Below are 26,293 nucleotides of genomic sequence, written 5' to 3' on the forward strand. Positions count from 1 at the left end.
CAACTTTATAGCAGACTTTTACAGTTCGTCTTGCCATTTCAACTGTTCTCTTAATTTCACCACCTCACCAATAATGGTCAAAGTTGGCGCCTGAATTTGATTTTCTAACACTTTCGAAGCGATATCTGCCAAAGTCCCCACAACAACTTTTTGTTCTGGTGTCGTACCTTTAGAAATTAAAGCAACAGGCATGTCTGCTCGTTGACCATGTTGAATAAGCTTTTCACAGATTTTTTCTAATCCAACAAGCCCCATGTACAGTACCAATGTTTGGTGTTCATACACGAGTTCATTCCATGGAAGTTCAGGAGAACCTTCCTTCAAATGTCCAGTCAAGAAGCGAACACTTTGTGCGTAATCACGATGAGTTAAAGGGATACCCGCATATGCTGAACACCCTGATGCTGCGGTAATTCCGGGAACGACCTGAAATGAAATTCCTGCCTCATAGAGTTCTTGAATTTCCTCACCACCTCGCCCAAAAATAAAAGGATCTCCTCCTTTTAAACGGCAGACACGTTTGCCTTCATTCGCATATTTCACGAGTAAAGCATTAATACCTTCTTGTGGAACAGCATGATTTGACCTTGCTTTACCCACATAGATTTTTTCAGCATCCCGGCGGCATAACTCCATAATAGCACCAGAAACTAAACGGTCATAAATCACAACATCTGCTTGTTGCATCAACCTTAAAGCTTTGAGTGTGAGAAGCTCGGGATCACCTGGACCTGCCCCAACTAAATAAACTTCACCTTTGGGTTTGTTCCATTCTATTAAAGACTGATGAATAATTTTTTCTGCTTCAGCCAGATTATTATTAAATACACGCTCTTTGAAAGGTCCAGCATACAGCTCTTCCCAAAAGATACGGCGTTCATCAGGATTTTCAATTTTTTGTTTTACACGTTTTCGCCATTCACCAGAGATTTTAGCTAATGTTCCGATTCCATGCGGGATTACAGTCTCAAGTTGAGTTCTAATCTGTCTGGACAATACTGGGGATGTCCCATTACTCGCAATTGAAATAACAAGTGGAGAGCGATCAACAATTGCAGGGACCATAAATCGGCAATGTGGTGGATCATCAACACTATTCACCAATACATTTAAGTTTTCACATTCTTCAAAAACTTGTTGATTCACTAAAGGCTGATCTGTGGCAGCAATCACTAAACGGTAATCGTTTAATTTTAAATCGTGATCTTCAAAATGAGCTTGAATATATTGACCAGAGCTTTTCTCGACAATTTCTAAAAGTTGCGCCTCAATCTCAGGTGAAATAACCGAAATTTTTGCTCCTGATTTTTGCAGTAACAGTGCTTTGCGATAAGCAATATGCCCTCCACCGACAATCAAACAAGGTTGCTGCTGCAATTTTAATGAAATTGGAAAAATATCCACTGAATCGATCCTCATATGCCCACTCTATTTTAGCACCTTCTCCACGACTCAAGCTGCTTAAAAGTAAGCAAGTGGTAGCTTTTTTAACAGATGCATATCGATGAAGGGACCTAAAACGGATAAAACTTGAACTCTATTTGGATAGTCAAAAATCCTGCTGATGCCGATGATAAGTTCAACAGTAAAGGAGATTATCGAGATGGCTGGTTCATATATTGATGTACATTCATCAGCAGGTTCATTTAAAGCATATCTTTCAGTACCTGAAGCAGGTAAAGGTCCTGGTCTTGTGTTATGTCAGGAAATTTTCGGTGTTAATGAAGTTATGCGTCAAAAGGCAGACTTTTTGGCTGAAGAAGGTTATACCGTTATTGTTCCTGATTTATTTTGGCGTATTCAACCTAATGTAGAACTCGGTTATACCGAAGAAGACTTTCAAAAAGCATATGACTTATATACTCAATTTAATCAAGATCTGGGTATTGAGGATATCAAATCTACAATTGAAACACTCAAATCCCTTGAAACAGTTGATCAAGATGCAGGTACTGGATTGGTCGGATACTGCCTAGGCGGTAAATTGGCATATCTCGCAGCTTGCCGCATTCCAGATTTAAAGTGTTCTGTTTCTTACTACGGTGTAGGAATCGAGCAAAACCTAGAAGAAGCAGTCAACATTCAATCCAAACTGGTTCTTCATTTTGCTGAACAAGATCAATTCTGTGATTCTAACACTCGTGAACAAATCCTACTTGCTCTGCAAAACAACTCAAAAGTCGAAACATATATTTATCCAGATGTCGATCATGCCTTTGCTCGCCCACAGAGTATGCATTATCACAAGCCTAGTGCACTCATGGCACATGAAAGAACCATTACAGCTTTACGCAAAGCAATAGGACCAAATTACGACCTTGCTGCGCTATGGGAAGAGCATGTTCGATTTGAATTTGACACTCGAAATGTTCCAGACACGATGGCAACAATGGTGGCAGAGCCTTATGTCAATCACATTCCAACATTGACAGGTGGCGTCGGCTACAAACAATTAGCTCGCTTCTATCAATACCATTTTGTTCATAACAATCCAAAAGATATGAAACTGACGCCTATTTCACGAACTGTAGGCGCAACTCAAGTCGTTGATGAATTCATTATGAGTTTCACTCATGATGAGGAAATTGATTGGTTAATTCCTGGAATTAAACCGACGGGAAAATATGTAGAGATTCCAATGCTCGGCATTATCAAGTTCCGTGGACCGAAACTATGTCATGAGCATATCTATTGGGATCAGGCAAGTTTACTGGTGCAAATTGGCGTATTAGATCCAACTGGACTACCTGTTGCAGGTGTTGAAACTGCCAAGAAACTTTTAGATGAAACTTTACCCTCAAATGAACTGATGCCAACTTGGCCATCCAGTGAAAATAAACCGATTGGCGAATAAAGGAACTCATTCTGACAATCAGAATTAAGATGAAGGATTATGATCATGTTAAATGAAATGACACCTGTAATACAGTTGGAGCAACGCTCGTTACGCCAACTCTTGGGTCAGTATGCAACTGGGATTACAGTAGTAACTGCATTAGATTCAAATCATAAAAAAATTGGAATGACAGCGAACTCATTTACTTCTGTATCGCTTGATCCACCTTTAATTTTATGGAACATCGCAAAATCTGCGACACATTTCGAAGATTTCAAACAGGCAGAATATTTTGCCATCAATATCTTGAGTGAAGATCAGTATCAAGAGTCTAAGCATTTCTCAAAATCTTCTGATGACAAATTCGAAGGCTTAGATGACGTTGATGAGTATATGGGCATCCCCATTCTAAATAAATCCTTAACCACTTTTGTTTGTCGTCAGTATGAGCTTCATGAAGCTGGGGATCACTACATTATTGTGGGACAAATTGAAGCCTGCCGTAATCAGCTTGGAAATCCATTGGTGTTCCATAACGGGCAATATAAACAAGCAAATCTTCATCAAGCATTTGCTGGTGTATAGCGAATTCACGAAATTTAAGGATTTTTTAAAATGAATCAACATCACTTTTTCAATGATAATCGCTTTCTACTCGGCTCATTTGCTTCTAACTGCTCAGGTGGAATGACCATTTCAACTCTTGAAGATCGATGGAGTGCGAGCTGGGAAAAGAATCTCGAACTTGGAAAAATGCTAGATGAAGCTGGTATCGACTTCATGTTACCGATTGCTCGCTTTACAGGCTATGGCGGTGAAACAGACTTTCAGGGAACAATTTTAGAGACCATGACTTGGGCGGCCGCATTATTGGCTTTAACCAAAGACATTACAGTTTTTGCGACAATTCAGACTGTCCCCAATCATCCAGTTGTAGTTGCCAAGCAGATTGCAACGCTATCTGAGATTAGTCAAGGTCGTATTGGACTCAACATTGTTGCAGGCTGGAATAAACCTGAATATGAAGCACTCGGTCTACATTTACCTGATGATCACGAAACTCGTTATGGTTATGCACAAGACTGGTATGACCTGATTAAAAAAGTATGGACCAGTGAAGAAAAATTTGATTTTGAAAGTAAGTTTTTCAAAACCAAAGGAACTTATGGAAAACCAAAACCACTTGTACATCCGCCTATCTTCAATGCTGCTGGTTCAAAAAATGGACGTGAATTTGCCGTTAATAATGCGGACTTTCTTTTTACACCAGCTTCAGACTTGGGCAGAAGCAAGATTGAAATTGATGAGCTTAAACAAGCAGGTCGCGACGTAAACCGAGAAGTCAATGTGATGACCTTCTCCCATGTCATTTGCAGACCTACACAAGAGGAAGCCAAAGCAGAATGGGATCGTCAATTAAACAATGCTGATACTGTTGCCGTTGACAATCTGATGAGCTTAATGTTTGCACATGCTCAAAGTTTCCCAAAAGAGGTTCAACAATCCATTCGTGATGCAATGAGTGTAGGCCATGGTGGCTTTCCATTAGTCGGTACACCTGAACAAGTCGCGCAAGGTATTTTAGATTTACATGAAGCTGGTTTTAGAGGAACGACTCTTTCATTCCTCGATTATAGCCGCGAATTTCCGTATTTCCGTGATCATGTTTTACCAATTTTGGAAAAGCATAATATTCGTTAATCCACCACTTAAGCCGACCGTTTCACTGTCGGCTTATTTATTTTAAGAGGGAATTTAGCTGTGAATTATATTTTAAAGGGGTTATTCACTGGATCAATCTGCTTTGCATTAGGCACTGCAGTTCAAGCGGCAAATTGGAGTGATACTTCACTGGCTGTCAGTTATGGTCAAGATTTCTCAGAACCATTTAAAGACGGTGATTTTGACAAATATATTTTTAGTCTTGTACACCTAAGCGGCTATAAATATGGCACCAATTTTTTTCAACTCAATATGCATCAATCCTCAGCTGAACCAAATGCAAACAAAGCTTCTGGTCGAGGAGCTCAAGAGGCATATGCAATTTATCGTCATACCTTAGATATCCCAAGTATCACGCAACACAAACCGAATGATTCTAGTTGGTTCAAGACATATGGTTTTACAGTAGGTTTTGACTGGAATACAAAGAATGATGATTATGGTTCAAATCGACAAATGTATGTTGCTGGTCCAAGTGTTACATTAAATACACCAGGCTATCTTAATCTCAGTTTGCTAGGCTATTACGAGAGCAATGATGCTAATGTACTGAGTAAAAAATATACCTATGATCCTTACTTAGCACTTCAAGTGCTTTGGGATTTTCCTATTATGCAATCGAATTGGAATTATCAAGGCATAGGTGTTTGGATGAGTACCAAAGGGAAAGATCCTTTTGGTGAGCCTACCGCCAGTGAAATCTTTGTAGACATGTCTTTAATGTATTCTTTACTTAAAGATAAATCTGCCAATCAACCAAAATTGAAAGCTGGGATTGCTTATCAATACTGGAAAAATAAATATGGTAATGATGCATCTGGTGTTGCTGGTTCAGGAGCGACCGCGAGTAGCCCTATGTTACGTGTCGCTTACCACTTTTAAATAACATATCAAATTAATCTAATTTAGTACCAAAAGAGTATTTTTATATTCTACTATTTTAGATTAATTTATTTATTTGAGATAAAACAAAAAAAGCAAAATCATGGATTGATTTTTGCATAAGTAATGATAAGCAAGCTAAGGATAGAGGTATTTATGTATAGCCAGCAACACAGGTCTATTTCTACGATTCAATCACATACGCAGAATATTCATGATGCCAACCATTGTCTTGATTTAATCATTGGCCCACATGATTTAGTCGATTTTAATCAATATGAACCATTGGATTTTAGTTTTAATGGATCGCAAATCGGTCGTATGATTATTGGGGATTTAACATATGGTAAAGATGTAATTTTCAAAACGCATACGCATGAAAATATGAACCACTTTTGTATAACGCGCCCTAAAAATGGGCGACCACTATTTAAAAAAGATGGTCAAACTTTTTACGCCTGTTATGATCAAGCATCCATTGTTTCACCTGAAGATAAATTTGAACTAATTATTGACAAAGACTGTGTGCAAACATTCATTTCTTTTTCAAAGACTTTTGTTGAAAAAATACTTTCAGATTTAATCTCTCAGCCAGTTACCGAACCTTTGGTATTTCAAAATGTGATGGATCAAAACAACCCGAAAATTAAAGCATGGTGGGATTTAATTGACAGTATTAAAAATTTCACAAACAATTTTACCAATACTTCATTTTTTCAAGAAATGCGCTCAGATTTTGAATATATTATTGTGAAGTCATTATTATTATCTCAACCCAATAACTATAGTGATTTAATTTATAAAAATACTTTAGATTATCCTGACTTCTTTACTCGCTTGTTAGAATTCATACAAAAAAATATACATCAAAAAATTGAAATTTCAGATTTAGAATATGCATCTGGATTAAGCAAAAAAAAGCTGAATACAATTTTCAAAAAATATTTAAAATGCAGTCCAAATGCTTATATACGCCATTACCGACTTAAATGTATTTATAATGAAATTTCACAGTCTACGCATAAAATTAATATTACTGAAATTGCTTATAAATGGGGTGTTACACATTTAGGTCGTTTTTCACTTGAGTATAAAGATGCATTTGGCGAAAAACCGAGTGAGACCTTAAAAAAAATTATTGAAAGGCAAACAGGCAGTGCTCAACTCATTCATTAAAACACTCAAAAAAAAAAAAGCTAACTCAATTGAGTTAGCTTTTTTGTGTTTTATCGATTAATCGATAAAACTTTGTCCACCCATATAAGGACGCAAGACTTCAGGAATCTCAATCGAACCATCTTCTCGTTGATAATTTTCCATTACCGCGAGCAAAGTACGACCAACTGCTAAACCTGAACCATTCAAAGTATGAACAAACTCTGTTTTCTTTTGATCAGCACGGTAACGAGCTTTCATACGACGAGCCTGGAAATCCCCCATGTTTGAACACGATGAAATTTCACGATAGGTATTTTGGCTTGGTACCCAAACTTCTAAGTCATAAGTCTTCGTTGCACCAAAGCCCATATCACCACCGCATAAGATGATTTTGCGATATGGCAATCCAAGCGCCTGTAAAATACCCTCAGCATGCCCTGTTAACTCTTCCAATGCTTGCATAGAGTCTTCAGGTTTAACAATTTGAACCATTTCAACTTTGTCAAATTGGTGCTGACGAATCAAACCGCGTGTATCACGACCATAAGAACCAGCTTCACTACGGAAACAAGGTGTATGAGCAGCATATTTTAACGGTAGACGCTCAGGATCAATAATCTCATCACGCACAAAGTTAGTCACAGGTACTTCAGCAGTTGGGATCAAGTAATATTCTTTGTCACCTTGAAGCTTGAACAAATCTTCTTCAAATTTAGGCAACTGACCAGTTCCACGTAATGAATCAGCATTTACTAAATACGGTACATAAGCTTCTGTATAGCCATTTTTCAATGTATGTGTATCTAACATGAACTGCGTTAGTGCACGTTGTAAACGTGCAAGCGGGCCCTTGAGCACACTGAAACGAGTACCTGTTAACTTAGTCGCTGTTTCAAACTCGAGTCCACCCATCCACTCACCAAGATCAGTGTGATCTTTAATTTCAAAGTTGAATTCACGAGGCGTACCCCATTTTAAAATTTCAACGTTGTCATTCTCATCTTTGCCCTCTGGCACCGACTCATGAGGTAGGTTTGGAATAGAAAGTGATTTTGCTTCAATTTCAGCTTGTAGTTCTGTTAACGCAAGCTCAGCGGCTTTAATTTCATCTCCGATCGCGCTCATACGAGCCATGATTTCAGAGGCATCACCACCTGCTTTTTTGATTTGACCAACTTGTTTAGCACCCGAATTACGTTCTGCTTGTAAAGCTTCAGTCTTAGACTGAATTTCTTTACGACGAGCCTCTAAAGATGCCCATTCTTCTACGTTGAGTTGCACGCCACGTTTAGCTAAGGCTAAATTTACAGCCTCTATATTATTTCTAAGTAATTTCGGGTCGATCATGGTTAATCTTTTCAGGGAAAAAAACTGCATATAGTGTAAGCGCTTCGTTGAAAAAAATACAGTCGAAGCGCTGACAGCTGAAGCTTATTGAATCAAATTAAAATAGAGTCAATTACTCAGCAGCGAGTTTGGGTAGGTTTGGAAGATATTCTGACTGTATCAAACCATTCACACTCACATAAGGTAAAGTGAGTTCAGACATTCCTTCAGCATAGGACGCGAGTTCATACAGCGGATAAACAAAGACGATACCATCAACTCCGTAATAGAAATTGTCACTTAATTCGAGTTTATCTTGTTCAATATTGTGATCTGTAAGCCACATACTATTAGCACTATAAAGTGTTTCTAATAGCTTTTTATTTTGACCTTTCACAATTAAATCTTGTAGTGCTATTCTTTTTTTAGTTTTTAAATCGAAATGAACATATTCTTTGTGGTACATCCCATGTGCTGCACCAGCAGGATATACATAGCTCAGATATTCAAAACTCGCTATATTCTGATGTTGACTTAAATAACGTACCACAGTCTGACTCTGACTCAACTTCAGCGGATCCACAGTAGTTGTCTCTGTATTCTTAGTAGCCGATTGGAATGGTATAGGGTCTGCTTTTTCAATTCGATTTTTAAAATACGTATTAATCCACGGATGATTAGTTTCAACCGTTTGGAATGAATATTCTGTACACCCTGCCTCATCGCATACTTGCTTCTGTTTAGGCTTTAATTCGACGTTCTTCGATTCGATATACCAAGATTCTGATTGTTTTGCTTGCACAGCAGTCTCATTGCTTTTTTTAGTTTCTGCATCAGATTGAGGCTGACAAGCGCCTAACATGATCATTGATGCACAAATAACACTCAATTTTCCAAACCGATTCATGTGTTTTAGCATATAGCCTCCAATAAAAATGAGTGTTTAACACAGAGACTATAAATTCTAGATGACATGAATTCAGTTGAAATTTGTAGTTAAAAAAAGCAGCGATAAACGCTGCTTTTATATTATTGGTCAATAATGTCTGTGCCTTTAGGAGGTGTAAAGTTAAATGTTGAATCCGGAATACCTGCATTCACTTTCACATTACTAAATTTAACGTGTGTAGTTTGTCCTAATGAATCTTCTAAAATCATTAAGCTTGGCGCTTTATTTGCACCGAAACTAATGGTCAGACTCTGAAAGGCACCATCTTTCTGCTTAGGATATAACGTGTAATAAGTTTTAGCTTTATTTGGCTGTGTTACACGATATGACTGCATAATTTGGTTGGTATTACCAGACAATAATAATGCTGGTGTATTGGCAACTTGCTCATCCATATTTTGACGAATTGCCTGCTGTAGATCTGGGTCATAGATCCAAATCATCTTTCCAGAAGTCACAATTGTTTGTTTTGCTGGTGCTGTAGTTTCCCAATAGAACTTACCTGGACGAGCAACTTTCATCACCCCAGTAAAAGTCTGATTCATATGTTGAGCACTCAAACCTTGTTTTTGTGGTGCTTTACTAGATTTAGTTGCTTTCGTTGTTTGTTCAAAATTTGCCGTTAAACTTTTTATTCCGTTTAATTGACGAACCAAGTTTGCGGTCGCTTGTTGCTCCGAAGCAGCCACTGGCGCTGCGAAAACTTGAGTGCTTGCGACTGGTGCCATCATTGCAGCACTCATTGTAATTGCACCAATCGTTTTACGAAGCATTGTCATGATCCCACCTTTTGTTATTGATCATCATTTGATATGGAGTCATCTTAAACCAAATTTGATCGCTAATAATTGAGAAAATAAGAACTTTTGTATTGTTATTTAGCTAAATTGTTGAAAATACTTCATCATGATGAAGATTCACTTCAGTTCAAAAACTTTCTTTCAGATATAAAAAAACCCACTCAAGAGTGGGTTTTTTGGTTATGCCTGATAAAACTTATACAGTTTCAACAGATACATAACGACGGCCAAATTGACCTTTAACTTCGAATTTGATCACGCCATCAGCGGTAGCAAATAAAGTATGGTCACGACCCATACCAACGTTAGCACCAGCGTGGAACTCTGTACCACGTTGACGAACGATAATGTTACCAGCAGTCACAGCTTGACCACCGAACATTTTAACACCTAACATTTTAGGATTTGAGTCACGACCGTTACGTGTCGAACCACCGGCTTTTTTAGTTGCCATGTCTATTTACTCCTCGTAATTAGCCTGAAATAGCTGTAATTTTCAACTCAGTGAACCATTGACGGTGACCTTGTTGTTTACGATAGTGTTTACGACGACGCATTTTGATGATGCGGATTTTGTCGTGACGACCATGGCTAACTACTTCAGCAGTTACTTTAGCACCAGCAACAACTGGAGCACCAATTTGAATGCTATCACCGTTCACTAACATTAATACGTCATCAAACGTAATAGTAGAACCAGTTTCAGCTTTCAATAATTCAACTTTAAGGGTTTCACCCTCAACAACACGGTGTTGTTTACCACCGCTTTGGATTACTGCGTACATAATGTACTCCAACAGGCCCGTGTCGTCGTGCCGATAAAGGAATATATCGATCTTAAAACGAACGCCACTGGGGGTTATTCAAGGGCAAGGATTTTAAGTGATAATGAAATAAACAACAAGGTCTTTTGTCTAAAAGTTAACTTTCATCCCGAAATATCTATTTCTTACATGAAAATAACAATTTGCTGATTGATTAAACTATATTTATTCACAAAATGAACTACTTCGAATATCAAATAACGTATCAAGTTTTATTGGTATTATGAAGATTAAATCACAAACATGAATAGAAACTGAACAACATTAAGAAAATCATGCATATTCATGTGGCAAAGCGACCAAAACTTTCACTTAAATTGTTACACTAGCTGAGTAACATCTACTGTTTGTATAAGGACTTCATTGTTATGGCCATCGATTTTAAGCAAGACATTCTCGCACCTGTTGCTACAGACTTTGCTGCGATGGACCAACTTATTAATGAAGGAATCAGCTCTAAAGTTGCTTTGGTGATGTCAGTCAGCAAACATGTGGTTGAGGCAGGTGGTAAACGCATGCGTCCTATTATGTGTTTATTGGCTGCTCGCGCTTGCGGTGAAACCAACCTAGAGCATGCCCAAAAGTTAGCTGCAATTATTGAAATGCTGCATACCGCTACACTGGTACATGATGATGTCGTAGATGAGTCTGGGTTACGCCGTGGTCGTCCTACAGCGAATGCAACATGGAATAACCAAACCGCTGTACTTGTTGGAGACTTCCTGATTTCTAGAGCTTTCGATTTGCTCGTAGATTTGAACAATATGGTGTTATTAAAAGACTTCTCAACAGGAACATGTGAAATTGCCGAAGGAGAAGTACTTCAACTGCAATCTCAACATCAACCTGAAACCACTGAAGCGACGTATTTAGATATTATTCACGGCAAAACATCTCGTTTGTTTGAATTGGCGACTGAAGGCGCTGCGATTCTTGCCAATCAACATCAATATCGTGAAGCACTCAGAAAATACGCAGGTCATTTCGGGAATGCATTTCAAATCATAGATGACATACTCGATTACACCTCTGACGCAGAAACACTTGGTAAAAATATTGGCGATGACTTAATGGAAGGTAAGCCAACACTGCCACTGATTGCTGCTCTACAAAAAACTTCTGGAGCAGAGCACGATATTATCCGTCGTAGCATCACTACAGGTGGTACTGAACATTTGGATCAAGTGATTCAGATTGTTCAAAACTCTGGTGCACTAGATTACTGTCGCGAACGTGCTGTTGAAGAAACTACAGCAGCTCGTGAGGCATTGTTACAACTGCCTGAAAGTATTTATCGTCAAGCGCTTGATAATTTGGCGCAATTAGCATTAGATCGAATCCAATAAACTTCAACTAAAAAAATTTGCGTATGCATATAAACTTTAATGATCTTTTTAAACAAATGCAGGAGCAACTTGACCATCATCAAGCTGCTCCAAACGAAAACATACTCATTGAACTCGTTAATCGCATCCGTCCATCAGACAGTTATAACCTAGAAGAAATTAATCAAAAATTTCAGGCGTTGATACAAGCGTTATTAATTACGCCGACTGCAGCCACCACTTTTCAAGCCTATATCGTTCATCTGATCAATCGCTATAAACAAACCACTATTTATGCGGACAGTGGGATTCTTTCTCTAGATGGTTTTTGGAATCAGTTGGGTCAACGAATGGGAGCGCATGTTCTTCCCCTTTTGACCGATGAAACTGATTTAAAAGATTTAGTCTTCCGTGTCTTTCATTTACGTAGCGATAAATATTGGCTAGAAAATATTGAAGATCAGCAATGGATTCAGTTTTTTCAGATTGTCAATCAAAGTAATGGCAGCTTAGATGCAAAATTTGGCATCAAACGCGACATGATTAAAGCCATTACAGTTTTATCTTACCGTATCAGCGGTATTGGACTTTATCCTGAGTTTATTAATGCACAACCAGAACTGACTGAATATGAGTCACCTTTTTTGGTGCAGAATCGTGAAATCATTGAATTTATTGAGCTATACAAAAAACATTATAGTGAAGCTGATGATCTTACTGAAATGGTCGTACCCGACGCCAACCAGGCTTTGGTGATGATTGAGCAGTGTCGCGATGTTGTTTTAAAGATTCGTCGTGCTACGAAAAGAATTGGGGTGAGTTTAAGTCTCACTTATTTATTGTCTTTGCTTGAGCAATGTTTAGATCGTATTGAACTATTACTGAACTTATTGACTGAAACTGGAAAAGTTCAATACTTAGCACTAGCTGAGTTATGTCAAGATTTAGTTGCGGCTCACTATGAGGAGCGAAGTGTTCGAGAGCTTTTAAAAACAAACAGTGAATTAATCGCATTACAAGTCACTGAAAATGCCAGTAAAACAGGCGAACATTATGTAAGCACCAATAAAGCTGGTTTCTTCAGTATGTACAAATCAGCCGCAGGTGCAGGCGTCATTATCGCTATCATGGCGACCTTGAAGATTCTCACTGCGCGCATCGCCATGGCACCTATCATGCAAGCCTTCGCGTATAGCATGAACTATGCATTAGGTTTCATGTTGATCCATGTACTGCATTTTACCGTTGCAACCAAACAACCTGCTATGACTGCAGCTGCCCTAGCCGCGACAGTTCAACAAAAGAAAGGGTCTCGAACTGCACAAATTGCAGAACTTGCTGCACTGATTATCAATATTATCCGTACGCAGTTTGTCGCTATTCTCGGCAATATTTCCATTGCAATTCCGGTTGCAGCATTGATCACCATGATGTGGCCGTTGATTCTGGGTGAACAATTACTCAATCACAGTAAAGCAACATATTTACTTCATAGTTTGAATCCTTTTACATCCCTAGCAGTCCCACATGCAGCTATTGCAGGTGTATGTCTATTTTTATCTGGTTTGATCGCAGGTTACTTCGACAACATGGCAGTGTATCGTAAAGTCGGACCTCGCTTAAAAGCACATCATCGTCTAAAAAACTGGCTAGGTGCTGACAGACTTGAAAAGTTTGCAAACTATATTGAACGTAATTTAGGAGCACTAGCCGGGAATTTCCTGTTCGGAATCATGCTAGGCAGCATGGGGACAATTGGCTTTATTCTTGGTCTGCCTTTAGATATTCGTCATATTGCCTTTGCTTCAGCAAACTTTATGCAGGGCCTATTGAGTATCAATGGCACGCCTGAAATAGGGCTCATTATTGTTTCATTCCTTGGTGTATTATTAATTGGTTTGACCAACTTATTTGTCAGCTTTAGTCTCACTATTATTGTGGCATTACGCGCACGACGTGTTCGTTTTGAACAATGGAAACCTCTGGCAAAATTAGTATTTACTCACTTTGTTACACGACCAATGGACTTTTTCTGGCCCCCAAAACAACCTTTAGAGGTCGAAGATCCAATTTCACCAAAGAAATCTTCTCATTAGATATTTGTGTTATTTTTTGTGCTAAAAATAAGATGCACATTGTAATGAAATTACTATAAATTATGCTTTTACACTGACTTGAAAAAAAGTGTACTGGCGAGTACACTTTGACGCATTCATGCAATAAATGTATGCCACTATAATATAACTTAGGTTATTTTATATGCCTTACTTACTGATTTTAATAGGTTGTTTAGGAATAACGATAAGTAGTATAGGAATCTATATTCCAACGATACAACAGCTCGATCTCACTGCTGTTTCATGGATGAGTCAACACCGCAATCCCCTCATAGATGGAATTGCGGTTTTATTGTCTCATGTTGGCGGTTTACCGATCATGCTGATGTGCGTGGCGATTTGGACCTTACAGCAATGGCGATTAAAACAATATGCTAACTGTCTATTTATCTCACTTGGTCTCGTTGGTGGTGCCTGTCTTGGCTGGTTACTCAAATATGCTTTCGACCGACCTCGTCCAAATGCAATTTATCAAATCGTTGAAACTTATGGAGCCGCATTTCCAAGCGCACATAGTCTCTATGCAGCAGTGATTGCTGGTTTGATGATCATGATCTTTCGAAACCATCATCAAAGTAGAATCATTTTTGTCGCTGCCTGTATATGGTTTGTTGGCATGGGTTTTTCACGGGTTTATCTCGGTGCTCATTACCCGACAGATGTTGTTGCAGGTTGGAGTATTGCGTTGATATGGCTGACTATACTGTGGTTAGTCCTATCACAACGGATAGCAAAGCAAACAATTATTTTTAGAGAAAAATCTAACGAGGTGGAATAATGATGTCGGCAAAGCTTTGGGCCCCTGCCCTCACTGCTTGTGCTCTTGCAACAAGTATTGCACTTGTGGGTTGTAGCAAAGATCCAAAAGATGCAGAGCAAGCCGCTGCACAACAGCAAATGCCGCCAACTGAAGTTGGTGTCATCGTTGCTCAACCACAAAGTGTTGAACAAACTGTCGAGCTTTCGGGTCGAACTTCAGCCTATCAAATTTCTGAAGTACGTCCGCAAGCAAGCGGTGTGATTTTAAAGCGTCTGTTTGCTGAAGGTAGTTTTGTCCGTGAAGGACAACCTCTGTACGAAATTGATGCAAATACCAACCGTGCGAACTTAGACAGTGCAAAAGCAGCCTTAGTTCGTCAAAAAGCCAATCTCAATGCGCTTCAAGTTAAAGCTGACCGTTATCGCCAACTTGTCGGTATCAATGCTGTGTCTAAGCAAGAATTTGATGATCTACAAGCACAAGTTAAATTGGCACAAGCAGATGTTGCAGCTTCAGAAGCAGCGGTGAAAAATGCGCAGATTAACTTAGGTTATTCTACTGTTCGCTCACCAATTTCAGGGCAATCAGGTCGCTCTAGTGTGACTGCAGGTGCATTGGTAACGGCTAATCAACCTGAAGCATTGGTAACAATCCAACAGCTTGATCCAATCTATGTCGATATCAACCAATCAAGTGCTGAGCTTCTTCGTTTACGTCAACAGTTGAGTCAAGGCAGCATCGACCGCAGCAACAATACTAAAGTTCGTTTAAAACTTGAAGATGGCAGCATCTACCCTATTGAAGGTAATCTTGCATTCTCTGATGCAAGTGTAAATCCAGAAACAGGGACAGTTACCCTACGTGCTGTGTTCTCAAATCCGAACCAATTATTATTGCCAGGAATGTTCACTAATGCTCAAATTGTGCAAGGTGTAATTCCTAATGCGATTTTAGTGCCTCAAGCGGCTGTGACCCGTACACCAACAGGTCAAGCGACTGCGATGATCGTGAATGCGAAAGGTGCAGTTGAAGTACGTCCAATTGAGACTGCAGGTGTGCAAGGTAAAGATTGGATTGTGACCAAAGGTCTAAATACAGGTGACAAGGTCATTGTAGATGGTGTGGCGAAAGTTAAACCTGAACAACAAGTTGTAGCTAAACCTTATCAACCTCAAGCTGCAGCACCTCAAGCCGGCAAAGATGGTCAACAAGCAAAGCCAGCAGCTCAATCTGAACAAAAAGCTACTTCAAATGCATAAGGAGTAGACTGAATGGCTCACTTTTTTATCCATCGCCCAATTTTCGCTTGGGTGATTGCATTGGTCATCATGTTGGCGGGTATTTTATCCCTCACCAAGATGCCAATTGCGCAATACCCAACGATTGCACCACCAACGGTATCGATTTCTGCATCATATCCGGGTGCATCTGCTGAAACTGTAGAAAACACAGTAACGCAAATTATTGAACAACAAATGAATGGCTTGGATGGGTTACGTTACATCTCATCTAACAGTGCTGGTAATGGACAAGCTTCCATTACTCTAAACTTTGAACAAGGTATCGATCCTGATATTGCACAGGTACAAGTTCAAAATAAACTTCAATCAGCGACTGCACTTTTGCCTGAAGACGTACAACGTCAAGGTTTAAAAGTTACTAAGTCTGGCGCAAGCTTCTTACAAGTTATTGCGTTTTATTCTGAGTCAGATGCATTAGATGCAAATGACATTAAAGACTATGTAAACTCAAATATCTCTGAACCACTTAGCCGTGTGACTGGTGTGGGTGAAGTGCAAGTATTTGGTGGTTCATATGCTATGCGAATTTGGATGGACCCATCCAAAATGGCCAACCTGCAAGTTACACCGAGTGATATTGCAAATGCATTAAGAACTCAGAATGCGCAAGTGGCGGTAGGTCAGTTAGGTGGTGCACCTTCTGTACAAGGTCAAGTTTTAAATGCGACTGTAACTGCTCAAAGTCTTTTACAAACACCTGAACAATTTTCAAATATTTTCCTTAAGAACTCACCAAATGGTGCACAAGTTCGTTTAGGTGATGTCGCTAAAATTGAATTAGGTGCAGACAACTACGCATTTGACTCTAAATTTAATGGTCAACCTGCAGGTGGTGTAGCGATTCGTTTGGCAACGGGTGCAAACGCATTAGATACAGCCCAAGCGATTGAAGATCGTTTAAAAGAATTACGTCCAAACTACCCAACAGGTATGGTGGACAAACTTGCTTTTGATACAACACCATTTATTGAGCTCTCAATTAAAAGTGTTGTGAAAACCTTAATTGAAGCGATTATCCTCGTATTCTTGGTCATGTTCTTGTTCCTACAAAACTGGCGTGCAACCATTATTCCAACAATGGCTGTTCCAGTGGTTGTATTGGGTACATTTGCCGTGATCAACATGTTCGGATTCTCGATCAACACATTAACCATGTTCGCTATGGTTCTCGCCATTGGTCTTCTGGTGGATGATGCGATTGTCGTCGTAGAAAACGTTGAACGTGTGATGGCAGAAGAGCATCTTGAGCCTGTGGAAGCGACTGAAAAGTCGATGGGACAGATCTCTGGTGCATTGATTGGTATTACCTCTGTCTTAACTGCAGTATTCGTACCTATGGCATTCATGGGGGGTACGACAGGTGTAATTTATCGTCAGTTCTCTATCACGCTCGTTACAGCAATGATTCTTTCATTGATTGTTGCATTAACCTTTACCCCTGCATTGTGTGCGACCATGTTGAAAAAACATGATGTCAACAAACCTCAAAGCAATAACATTTTTGCCCGTTTCTTCCGTTGGTTTAACAATGGTTTTGACAAAATTTCGGTGAAATATCAAAACGGCGTAAACCGTTTAACACATGCCAAGCTATTTGCAGGATTGGTCTATGGTGTTGTGATTGCTGTGATGGGCTGGTTATTTGTCAACCTTCCTTCTTCATTCTTACCAGATGAAGACCAAGGTGTGGTGATGACACTCGTTCAGCTACCACCAAATGCAACGCTTGAACGCACTGGCAAAACAATTGATCAAATGACAGGCTTCTTCCTCAACAACGAGAAAGAACATGTTGAATCTGTATTTAGTGTTGCTGGTTTCTCGTTCACGGGTATTGGTCAAAATGCGGGTCTTGCCTTCATTAAGTTGAAAGACTGGAAAGACCGTACCTCTCCTGAATCTCAGGTCGGTGCAATTATCCAACGTGGTATGGCACTGAATATGATTGTGAAAGATGCCAGCTATATCATGCCTCTTCAACTTCCAGCAATGCCGGAGTTGGGCGTGAGTGCAGGCTTTAACCTACAGTTAAAAGCAGCTGCAGGTCAAAGTCACGAGCAATTATTAGCAGCACGTAATGCTGTACTCGGCTTAGCTTCTCAAGATCAGCGCTTAACAGGTGTTCGTCCTAACGGACAAGAAGATACGCCTCAATATCGTGTCATCGTCGATCATGCTCAAGCAGGTGCTATGGGAGTCAGCATTGCTGAAATCAATAGTACGATGGGTATGGCATGGGGTGGTTCATACATTAATGACTTCATCGATCGTGGTCGTGTGAAAAAAGTGTATGTCCAAGGTGAAGCGAGCTCTCGTATGATGCCTGAAGACTTAGACAAGTGGTATGTCCGCAATAACCAAGGTACGATGGTTCCATTCTCAGCGTTCGCAACAGGCGAATGGACTTATGGTTCACCACGTTTAGAGCGTTATAACGGCGTTTCTTCCATGAACATCACAGGTACTCCAGCTCCAGGTGTGAGTTCGGGTGATGCAATGGCCGCGGTTGAAGAAATCATTGCAAAGCTTCCTTCAATGGGCTTACAAGGCTTCGATTACGAATGGACAGGTTTATCTCTCGAAGAACGTGAGTCTGGCGCACAAGCACCATTCCTTTATGCTCTTTCTTTATTGATTGTCTTCCTCTGCTTGGCAGCCTTATATGAAAGTTGGTCTATCCCATTCTCTGTACTCATGGTTGTGCCATTGGGTATTGTTGGTGCACTTGCCTTAACATTCTTGGGAATGATTATTTTGAAAGATCCAAACCTTTCAAATAACATCTACTTCCAAGTGGCGATTATTGCCGTGATTGGTTTGTCCGCGAAGAATGCGATCTTGATTGTAGAGTTTGCGAAAGAGCTTCAAGATCAAGGTGAAGAACTCTTCGAAGCAACCTTGCATGCCGCGAAAATGCGTTTGCGTCCAATCATTATGACCACATTGGCTTTCGGTTTTGGTGTTCTTCCTCTAGCTCTCGCTTCTGGCGCAGGTGCAGGAAGTCAACATTCCGTGGGTTATGGTGTACTTGGTGGTGTAATCAGCTCAACACTTTTAGGGATCTTCTTTATTCCAGTGTTCTATGTATGGATCCGAAGTATCTTTAAAACAAAACCAAAACAAAATAAACAGGAGCAAATTTCGTGATGCAAAACGTATGGTCTATTACAGGTCGTAGCATTGCGGTATCTGCAATTGCGCTTGCTTTGACAGCATGTCAAAGCATGCGTGGTCCAGAACCGGTCACTCAAGCCAATATTCCAGGAAGTTATCTTGGCAATGCTTCTGGTCCATCTATTGCGGAGCAAGGTTATAAGGATTTTTTTGTAGATCAACGCTTAATCCAAGTTTTGGATTTAGCCTTGGCAAATAACCGTGATCTTCGTAAAGCGACGCTAAATATCGAATTAGCACGTCAACAATTTCAAATCAGCCAAAACAATCAATTGCCTACGATTGGTGCAAGTGGTGGTGTTTTACGACAAGACACGGTCAATTCGCCAAGCCCAGTAACAACCTATAATGTAGGTTTAGGTTTAACGGCTTATGAAATTGATTTTTGGGGTCGTGTTAGAAGCTTGAAAGACAATGCCCTAGACACTTATCTTTCAACTGCAAGCGCACGTGATGCCACTCAAATAGCCTTGATTAGCCAAACAGCTCAAGCTTGGTTGGCTTACTCATATGCGCAAGCGAATCTTAAACTCGCTGAACAGACACTGAAAGCTCAACTTGAATCTTACAATCTCAACAAAAAACGTTTTGATGTGGGAATCGACAGTGAAGTTCCGCTTCGTCAGGCTCAAGTTTCTGTTGAGACGGCACGTGGCGATGTTGCTGAATACAAGACTCAAATTGCACAAGCGGTTAATGCGTTAAACCTCCTTGTAGGTCAACCACTACCTGACAATTTATTGCCTAAAGAGAGAATCACACGTGTGACATCAACCACTGCTTTTGCGGCTGGTTTGCCAAGTGATCTACTCAACAACCGTCCAGATGTTAAAGCGGCTGAATATCAGCTAAGTGCGGCTGGTGCGAATATCGGTGCTGCAAAAGCGCGTTTATTCCCAACCATTAGCCTCACAGGTTCAGCAGGTTATGCATCAACAGACTTAAGTGATTTATTCAAGTCTGGCGCTTTTGTTTGGTCTGTTGGTCCTAGTCTAGATATACCAATCTTTGACTGGGGTACACGTCGTGCCAATATTAAAGTCTCTGAAACACAGCAACAGATCGCATTGTCTGATTATGAAAAATCAATTCAATCTGCGTTCCGTGAAGTGAATGATGCTTTGGCAGTGCGTCAAAATATCGGTGAACGTTTAACTGCACAACGCCGTTTAGTTGATGCGACCAATACAACCTACAAACTCTCAAATGCCCGCTTCCGCGCTGGTATTGACAGTTTCTTAACTGTATTAGATGCGCAACGTACATCGTATAGTGCTGAGCAAGGTTTATTGCTGCTTGAACAAGCGAACCTTAACAACCAAATCGAGCTCTATAAATCACTCGGTGGTGGCTTAAAAACTAATACTACGGATCAAGTGATTTATCAGCCTTCAAGCTCAGATTTAAAATACGACAAGAAGTAATTTTTTGTTTGAATAAAGCTCACTTCGGTGGGCTTTTTTATTGTCCCAAATACTGATATTTTGTCATTAATTATCCTTTTTATCACGACTTCAATCACATGCTGTTAAGTAATTTAGAATCTGTACCTGGTCATCAAATTCAACAACAATTTGACGTGGTATATGGTAGTACCGTCAGAAGTAAACACGTTGGACGTGATTTACTCGCAGGACTTAAGAATATCGTCGGTGGAGAACTTACCGCATACACGGAATTACTTGAAGAGTCTCGTCAAGAAGCAATGAACCGTATGATTGATAAAGCGCGTGGCTTAGGGGCGAATGCGATTGTCGGAATTCGTTTCTCGACTTCCAATATTACCCAAGGTGCTTCCGAATTATTTGTTTATGGCACAGCTGTGTATGTCACACCGAATGCACCTAAAATTCCTGATCCATTCACCTCTTAAGGATTCGTTATGGATGGTATCATTTTTCAGGTGGTTATCTTTCTCATCCTATTTTGTATTGGATTTGGATTTGGTCGCTATAATGAACAAAAGCATCTTAAGCAACTTGATGAACAAGAAGCGCGCTTAGCTTATATCAAGTTAGATAGTCAGCGTTTTAAAACTTCTGAAAACCATGGACAAATGATCAGCAGTAATGTTGTGATTTCGCATGATTATTTTAAGTTTGTACTTGCGCAAATCCAAAATTTCTTTGGTGGACGCTTACGCAGTTATGAAAGTATTGTTGAACGTGCAAGACGTGAAGCTATTGTTAGACTTAAACTTGAAGCTGAAAAAATGGGCGCAACTGAAATCTTAGGGTTAAGACTCAGCACCACAGATTTAGGACTTCAAGGTGGAATGGTTGAAGTATTCGCTTACGGAACTGCTATACAAAAGAGAGACTAAAAGTCTCTCTTTTTCTTTACAGGTATGTAGTAGTCACTCAAGCCGTACACTTTACTTGAGGAGTCTTTAAATCCCTTATCACTCGCATGATCATTGAGATAAAAACCCAAACATAGTTGATTAAATTTTTCTCATCGATAAGTGCATGATCATTAAAATTTACTTTACTTTCATTTTTCGGATCATTCGATACAGTATTGCTGGTGATAACCGTGAAATAAAGACGCCTAATTTTTCTTTTGCCCCACCCACGACAATATACTCATCCCCTTTCAATAATGCCTGTACGGTTTGTTTAGCAAATTCCTCTGCTTCTAAACCATTTTCAATAGCCTCATCTTGATAACCTTGGGGCTTTCCTTCACCGTTTAATGCGTTAAAGGACACATTGGTTTTCACAAATCCTGGGAAAATTACCGAGACACCCACACCATCTTGCGCAACTTCAGCACGTAAGCTATTCGCCCACATATGAATCGCACCTTTGGCTGCCGAATAAGTCGCACGATATTGTGTGCCCAATAACCCAGCGACACTTGAGATAAAGGCAATTCGTCCTGACTTCTGTTGCTGAAAAGTCGGCAAAACCGTTTTAGTTAAAAAGACTTGAGAAAAATAATCAACTTCCATGATCGCACGTTCAGTTTGCATGGTCGTATCTTTAATTAATGCACGTTGTGATAGACCTGCATTATTGATTAACCAATCAATACGTCCCTTTTGTTGGAGAACTTGTTCATAAGCATGACGAACTTGGGATTCATCTGTGATATCCGCTTTAATGGAAATATGTCGTTCTGGGTGCGCCAAAGACTGTCTAACCGTTTCTAGCTCTTCAAAACGACGAGCCGTCAAAATAACCTGTGCCCCTAAACTGGCACATTCAGCAGCCAACGCTTTACCAAGACCCGATGATGCGCCTGTAATCCATACCACTTTCTGATCAAGCTGTTCCAACTTTGCCATTCCCTTTATCCTTATGGTTTAAGCATTTAATTTTGCTTTTTGCTGTCCTTCATTATCAAGAAAAACCAAAAAATGGTCAAAGTACTTCACGATACTTTGTGCATCATGAATTTTGCTTAAATTTTCAAATCGCTTATACCCTAATCCTGTGGTCAGACTGATCACACCATTTAAGGTTTTATCCACCACCATATTAAATTTCAGCATTTTTTTAGGTTCACGAATTAAGCTCGTAACGCCTTGATCAACCACTTTAGTGAAGGCTTTTAAGCCAGGAGCAACATATTGATTTTGACCTTCACGCATACGTTCTGCACAGCCCAGTAACTCATTCACAATAACTTTTTCAACTGGGTATGAAATATAGTATTTTCCATCTTGTTCATACATCAAACTTTGTACATGATTCACCATAGGCATTAAGCGATCATTACCAAAAAATGATACCGACCAAGGCATGTATTTCAAGATTGCATCTTGCACTTGTTTCAATACTTTTGCTGAGTCTTGATCCTTTGCATTAGAATCTTTGACCAGTGTGCCAAAGGCTTGATCAATAATCTCACAAGCAATTTTGGACAGATTATCTCCAAGAATTTTAGCTTGCGCTTCACGATCTCCTGCATTGAGTTTTTGGTGAATGGTTTGATATTGCTGATAAGTTTCAGGTTGTAAGCGCAAAGAAATAGTATAAGTCATGCGATTGTTATCCTTTATTGTCTGGCCGATTCCGCGAGTTGACGCTGGCTTTAGTGTTATTCAAAATCAATTACTGTTCGATTGTGTGTGATTTGAAACGAGAATGCATTTGCTTAACGTGCCTCTCCATGCATTTTTTTTGCTACAATAGATGCAATTTTTTATCTACTTTTGATCTGTTCGAACTATGACTGATTCAGCGCAAAATATTGCTACAACCTACGATCCGACCGAGATCGAGAAAAAATGGTACCAAACTTGGGAAGAACGCGGTTACTTTAAGCCGTCTGAAAAAGGCGAGTCTTTCTGTATCATGATTCCGCCACCAAACGTCACTGGTAGCTTGCACATGGGTCATGGTTTTAACAATGCCATCATGGATGCTTTGACACGTCATAAGCGTATGTCTGGCTTTAACACGCTTTGGCAACCGGGTACTGACCACGCAGGTATCGCAACGCAAATGGTTGTAGAGCGTCAGTTGGGTGCACAAGGCGTAAGCCGTCATGACTTGGGTCGTGAAAAGTTCATCGAAAAAGTATGGGAATGGAAAGAACAATCTGGCGGTAATATTACCCGTCAAATCCGTCGTTTAGGTTCTTCTGTAGATTGGTCTCGTGAACGTTTCACCATGGATGAAGGTTTATCAAACGCTGTTAAAGAAGTGTTTGTAAAACTTCACGAAGATGGTTTGATCTACCGTGGTAAACGCCTTGTAAACTGGGATCCAAAATTACAAACTGCCCTTTCTGACTTAGAAGTTGAGTCTGATAAAGAAGAACAAGGTTCACTGTGGCACTTCAAATATTTCTTTGAAGACAAGTCACTTCGCACGCACGATGGTAAAGATCACATTGTTGTAGCAACGACTCGTCCTGAAACATTGTTAGGTGATACAGCCGTTGCGGTTGCACTTGATGATGAACGTTATGCGCATCTTGTAGGTCAAAACATCATCCTACCAATTACAGGTCGTGCGGTTCCTATCGTTAAAGATGAATATGTTGATAAAGAATTCGGTACAGGCTGTGTAAAAATCACCCCTGCGCATGACTTCAATGACTACGAAGTAGGTAAACGCTGCGAATTACCAATCATCAACATCTTCAACAAAAATGCTGAAGTACTTGCTGAGTTTGAATACATCGAAAAAGCGGGCGAGCAAATTTCTAAAACCATCCCTGCACCTGTGGACTATGTTGGTTTAGAGCGTTTTGAAGCGCGTAAGAAGTTAGTAGAGCAAGCGGAAGCTGAAGGCTGGTTAGACCAAATTCAACCGTACACATTGAAGCCACCTCGCGGTGACCGTTCAGGTGTAATCGTTGAGCCATTATTAACAGACCAATGGTATGTGAAGATTGCGCCACTTGCTGAACCTGCAATTGAAGCAGTTCAAGATGGCCGTATCAAGTTCGTACCTGAGCAGTACAGCAACATGTACATGGCTTGGATGAACAACATTCAAGACTGGTGTATCTCTCGTCAATTGTGGTGGGGTCACCGTATTCCTGCTTGGTACGATGCGGAAGGTAATGTTTACGTTGGTCGCAATGAAGCTGAAGTTCGTGAGAAAAACAACATTCCTGCCGATGTTCAATTAGATCAAGATGAAGATGTACTTGATACATGGTTCTCATCGGGTCTTTGGACATTCTCAACTTTAGGTTGGACGGGTAATGAAGCGAAAGATAAAGAAAACTATTTCTTAAATACTTTCCACCCGACTGATGTTCTTGTAACAGGTTTCGACATCATCTTCTTCTGGGTTGCTCGTATGATAATGCTTACGATGCACTTCATGAAAAATGAAGATGGTACGCCACAAGTACCGTTCAAAACTGTGTATGTTCACGGTTTGGTACGTGATGGCGAAGGTCAGAAGATGTCTAAATCTAAGGGTAATGTACTTGATCCACTCGATTTGATTGATGGTGTTGATCTTGAAACTTTAGTACAAAAACGTACTACAGGTTTGATGAACCCGAAACAAGCGGCGAAAATTGAAAAATCAACTCGTAAAGAATTCCCTGAAGGTATTCAATCTTACGGTACAGACGCGGTTCGTTTCACATTCTGTGCGCTTGCAAACACTGGTCGTGACATCAAGTTCGACATGAAACGTGTTGAAGGCTACCGTAACTTTGCGAACAAAATCTGGAACGCTACTCGTTTCGTGATGATGAACTGCGAAGAGCAAGTGATTGGTATCGATGCTCGTCAAGACCTTTGGGAATTGCCTGAACAATGGATCGTAAGCCGTCTACAAAAAGCGGAACAAGCAGTGCAAACAGCATTTGCAACGTACCGTTTAGACTTGGCTGCACAAGCGATTTACGAGTTCATTTGGAATGAATACTGTGACTGGTATGTAGAGCTGACTAAGCCTGTTCTGAATGATGAAAATGTATCGGTTGAGCGTAAAGCTGAAGTGCGTCGTGTTCTTCTTTCTGTGATGGAAGCATCTTTACGTTTGGCACATCCATTAATGCCTTACTTAACAGAAGAAATTTGGCAAACGCTTGCGCCGAAGTTAAACATTTCTGGCGAAACGATTATGCTGGCGCAGTACCCTGTTGCTGACCAAGCGTTAATTAATGAACAAGCTGAAGCTGATATGCAATGGCTTCAAGGTTTGATTGGTGCGGTACGTAATATCCGTGGTGAGATGGGCTTAGGTAATGCTCGCTTGTTGCCTGTTCTGCTTCAAAACACGACGGATAGCGAGAAAGCGCAGATTGCTCGTATTGAGCCACTCTTTAAAGCATTGGCAAAAGTTGAAAGCATTACCTTCCTAGCTGATGCTGAACAACCACCATTGTCTTCATCAAGTGTTGTCGGTCATGTGTCTGTATTCGTTCCAATGAAGGGCTTAATTGACCCGAAAGCGGAATTGGGTCGTCTACAAAAAGACTTAGACAAGGTTCAAAAACAGCATGACCAAATTGCAACTAAACTTTCTAATGAAGGTTTTGTGGCAAAAGCACCTGCGGCTGTGGTTGAAGGCGAGAAAGTAAAACTTGCTGAGTTTGCGGATCAGTTAGCGAAGATTAAAGCGAATATGGAGCAGATTGCAGCGCTTTAATGTGTTGTTAGTTTGATCTAATTTGTGTATAAAGGGCTGATTATTCAGC

At 40.1% G+C, this 26,293-nt stretch carries 22 protein-coding genes; 14 read left to right on the forward strand and 8 right to left on the reverse strand.

The features are described from left to right. Positions 1 to 18: 18 nt before the first annotated feature. Positions 19 to 1,404 (reverse strand): siroheme synthase CysG, encoded by a 1,386-nt coding sequence (gene cysG, locus AC1M9E_RS10080; RefSeq protein ID WP_481595839.1) that lies wholly within the window; start codon positions 1,402 to 1,404, stop codon positions 19 to 21. A 199-nt stretch (positions 1,405 to 1,603) separates the two neighbouring features. Between cysG and AC1M9E_RS10085 the strand changes: the two genes are divergently transcribed. The 5 genes from AC1M9E_RS10085 (at position 1,604) to AC1M9E_RS10105 (ending at position 6,616) form a co-directional block, all read left to right on the forward strand. Beyond that, complete coding sequence (locus tag AC1M9E_RS10085; RefSeq protein WP_481595838.1) at positions 1,604 to 2,854, forward strand: dienelactone hydrolase family protein; 1,251 nt, start codon at positions 1,604 to 1,606, stop codon at positions 2,852 to 2,854. Positions 2,855 to 2,899: 45 nt separating this feature from the next. After that, positions 2,900 to 3,421, forward strand: a complete 522-nt coding sequence (locus AC1M9E_RS10090) for a flavin reductase family protein (protein ID WP_179997732.1) — start codon at positions 2,900 to 2,902, stop codon at positions 3,419 to 3,421. Between the two features lie 30 nt (positions 3,422 to 3,451). After that, positions 3,452 to 4,537, forward strand: a complete 1,086-nt coding sequence (locus tag AC1M9E_RS10095) for an LLM class flavin-dependent oxidoreductase (protein WP_179997731.1) — start codon at positions 3,452 to 3,454, stop codon at positions 4,535 to 4,537. Between the two features lie 60 nt (positions 4,538 to 4,597). Further along, positions 4,598 to 5,440, forward strand: a complete 843-nt coding sequence (locus AC1M9E_RS10100) for a hypothetical protein (RefSeq protein ID WP_035267867.1) — start codon at positions 4,598 to 4,600, stop codon at positions 5,438 to 5,440. Between the two features lie 156 nt (positions 5,441 to 5,596). Further along, on the forward strand, positions 5,597 to 6,616 hold the full coding sequence (locus AC1M9E_RS10105; RefSeq protein ID WP_481590631.1) for an AraC family transcriptional regulator: 1,020 nt from the start codon (positions 5,597 to 5,599) through the stop codon (positions 6,614 to 6,616). A gap of 57 nt (positions 6,617 to 6,673) precedes the next feature. Here the strand turns inward: AC1M9E_RS10105 and serS are convergent, their stop codons facing one another. The 5 genes from serS to rplU all read right to left on the reverse strand — a co-directional run bounded on the left by serS (position 6,674) and on the right by rplU (position 10,458). Then, a complete protein-coding gene (gene serS, locus AC1M9E_RS10110) occupies positions 6,674 to 7,945 on the reverse strand; it encodes a serine--tRNA ligase (RefSeq protein ID WP_179997729.1) in 1,272 nt (423 codons plus the stop codon). A 112-nt stretch (positions 7,946 to 8,057) separates the two neighbouring features. Then, positions 8,058 to 8,843 carry an RsiV family protein gene (locus AC1M9E_RS10115; RefSeq protein ID WP_481607564.1) on the reverse strand — a complete coding sequence of 262 codons (786 nt, stop codon included), beginning with the start codon at positions 8,841 to 8,843 and terminating at the stop codon, positions 8,058 to 8,060. Positions 8,844 to 8,953: 110 nt separating this feature from the next. After that, complete coding sequence (gene lolA, locus AC1M9E_RS10120) at positions 8,954 to 9,652, reverse strand: outer membrane lipoprotein periplasmic chaperone LolA (protein WP_035267863.1); 699 nt, start codon at positions 9,650 to 9,652, stop codon at positions 8,954 to 8,956. A gap of 217 nt (positions 9,653 to 9,869) precedes the next feature. Further along, positions 9,870 to 10,127, reverse strand: a complete 258-nt coding sequence (gene rpmA, locus AC1M9E_RS10125; protein ID WP_035267862.1) for a 50S ribosomal protein L27 — start codon at positions 10,125 to 10,127, stop codon at positions 9,870 to 9,872. Between the two features lie 19 nt (positions 10,128 to 10,146). Then, a complete protein-coding gene (gene rplU / locus AC1M9E_RS10130; RefSeq protein WP_035267860.1) occupies positions 10,147 to 10,458 on the reverse strand; it encodes a 50S ribosomal protein L21 in 312 nt (103 codons plus the stop codon). A 407-nt stretch (positions 10,459 to 10,865) separates the two neighbouring features. On the opposite strand from rplU, the gene sdsA reads away from it, so the two are divergent. The 8 genes from sdsA to AC1M9E_RS10170 all read left to right on the forward strand — a co-directional run bounded on the left by sdsA (position 10,866) and on the right by AC1M9E_RS10170 (position 21,497). Then, on the forward strand, positions 10,866 to 11,843 hold the full coding sequence (gene sdsA / locus AC1M9E_RS10135; protein ID WP_035267858.1) for an All-trans-nonaprenyl-diphosphate synthase: 978 nt from the start codon (positions 10,866 to 10,868) through the stop codon (positions 11,841 to 11,843). Between the two features lie 23 nt (positions 11,844 to 11,866). After that, positions 11,867 to 13,918: a site-specific recombinase gene (locus tag AC1M9E_RS10140; protein ID WP_481607563.1), complete on the forward strand. Its 2,052-nt coding sequence runs from the start codon at positions 11,867 to 11,869 to the stop codon at positions 13,916 to 13,918. A gap of 163 nt (positions 13,919 to 14,081) precedes the next feature. Further along, the gene (locus AC1M9E_RS10145; RefSeq protein ID WP_035267854.1) at positions 14,082 to 14,717 is read left to right on the forward strand and encodes a phosphatase PAP2 family protein; all 636 of its coding nucleotides are present in this window, start codon (positions 14,082 to 14,084) and stop codon (positions 14,715 to 14,717) included. Further along, positions 14,717 to 15,958 (forward strand): efflux RND transporter periplasmic adaptor subunit, encoded by a 1,242-nt coding sequence (locus AC1M9E_RS10150; RefSeq protein WP_035267853.1) that lies wholly within the window; start codon positions 14,717 to 14,719, stop codon positions 15,956 to 15,958. Before AC1M9E_RS10145 ends, AC1M9E_RS10150 begins: the two co-directional genes overlap by 1 nt. Positions 15,959 to 15,970: 12 nt before the next feature. Next, positions 15,971 to 19,147, forward strand: a complete 3,177-nt coding sequence (locus tag AC1M9E_RS10155; RefSeq protein WP_481607562.1) for an efflux RND transporter permease subunit — start codon at positions 15,971 to 15,973, stop codon at positions 19,145 to 19,147. Then, positions 19,147 to 20,598 (forward strand): multidrug efflux RND transporter AdeIJK outer membrane channel subunit AdeK, encoded by a 1,452-nt coding sequence (adeK, locus tag AC1M9E_RS10160; RefSeq protein ID WP_035267849.1) that lies wholly within the window; start codon positions 19,147 to 19,149, stop codon positions 20,596 to 20,598. Before AC1M9E_RS10155 ends, adeK begins: the two co-directional genes overlap by 1 nt. A gap of 98 nt (positions 20,599 to 20,696) precedes the next feature. After that, on the forward strand, positions 20,697 to 21,047 hold the full coding sequence (locus tag AC1M9E_RS10165) for a YbjQ family protein (RefSeq protein ID WP_092766864.1): 351 nt from the start codon (positions 20,697 to 20,699) through the stop codon (positions 21,045 to 21,047). Positions 21,048 to 21,056: 9 nt separating this feature from the next. Continuing rightward, on the forward strand, positions 21,057 to 21,497 hold the full coding sequence (locus AC1M9E_RS10170; RefSeq protein ID WP_092766865.1) for a YbjQ family protein: 441 nt from the start codon (positions 21,057 to 21,059) through the stop codon (positions 21,495 to 21,497). Between the two features lie 159 nt (positions 21,498 to 21,656). Here the strand turns inward: AC1M9E_RS10170 and AC1M9E_RS10175 are convergent, their stop codons facing one another. Both AC1M9E_RS10175 and AC1M9E_RS10180 read right to left on the reverse strand, forming a co-directional pair. Further along, positions 21,657 to 22,463 carry an SDR family NAD(P)-dependent oxidoreductase gene (locus AC1M9E_RS10175; RefSeq protein ID WP_035266703.1) on the reverse strand — a complete coding sequence of 269 codons (807 nt, stop codon included), beginning with the start codon at positions 22,461 to 22,463 and terminating at the stop codon, positions 21,657 to 21,659. 18 nt (positions 22,464 to 22,481) lie between these two features. After that, on the reverse strand, positions 22,482 to 23,162 hold the full coding sequence (locus tag AC1M9E_RS10180; RefSeq protein ID WP_481590626.1) for a hypothetical protein: 681 nt from the start codon (positions 23,160 to 23,162) through the stop codon (positions 22,482 to 22,484). A gap of 187 nt (positions 23,163 to 23,349) precedes the next feature. On the opposite strand from AC1M9E_RS10180, the gene AC1M9E_RS10185 reads away from it, so the two are divergent. Next, on the forward strand, positions 23,350 to 26,244 hold the full coding sequence (locus tag AC1M9E_RS10185; protein WP_488224748.1) for a valine--tRNA ligase: 2,895 nt from the start codon (positions 23,350 to 23,352) through the stop codon (positions 26,242 to 26,244). Positions 26,245 to 26,293: the final 49 nt, after the last annotated feature.

The sequence above is a fragment of the Acinetobacter sp. 24-47-47 genome, assembly GCF_057737035.1.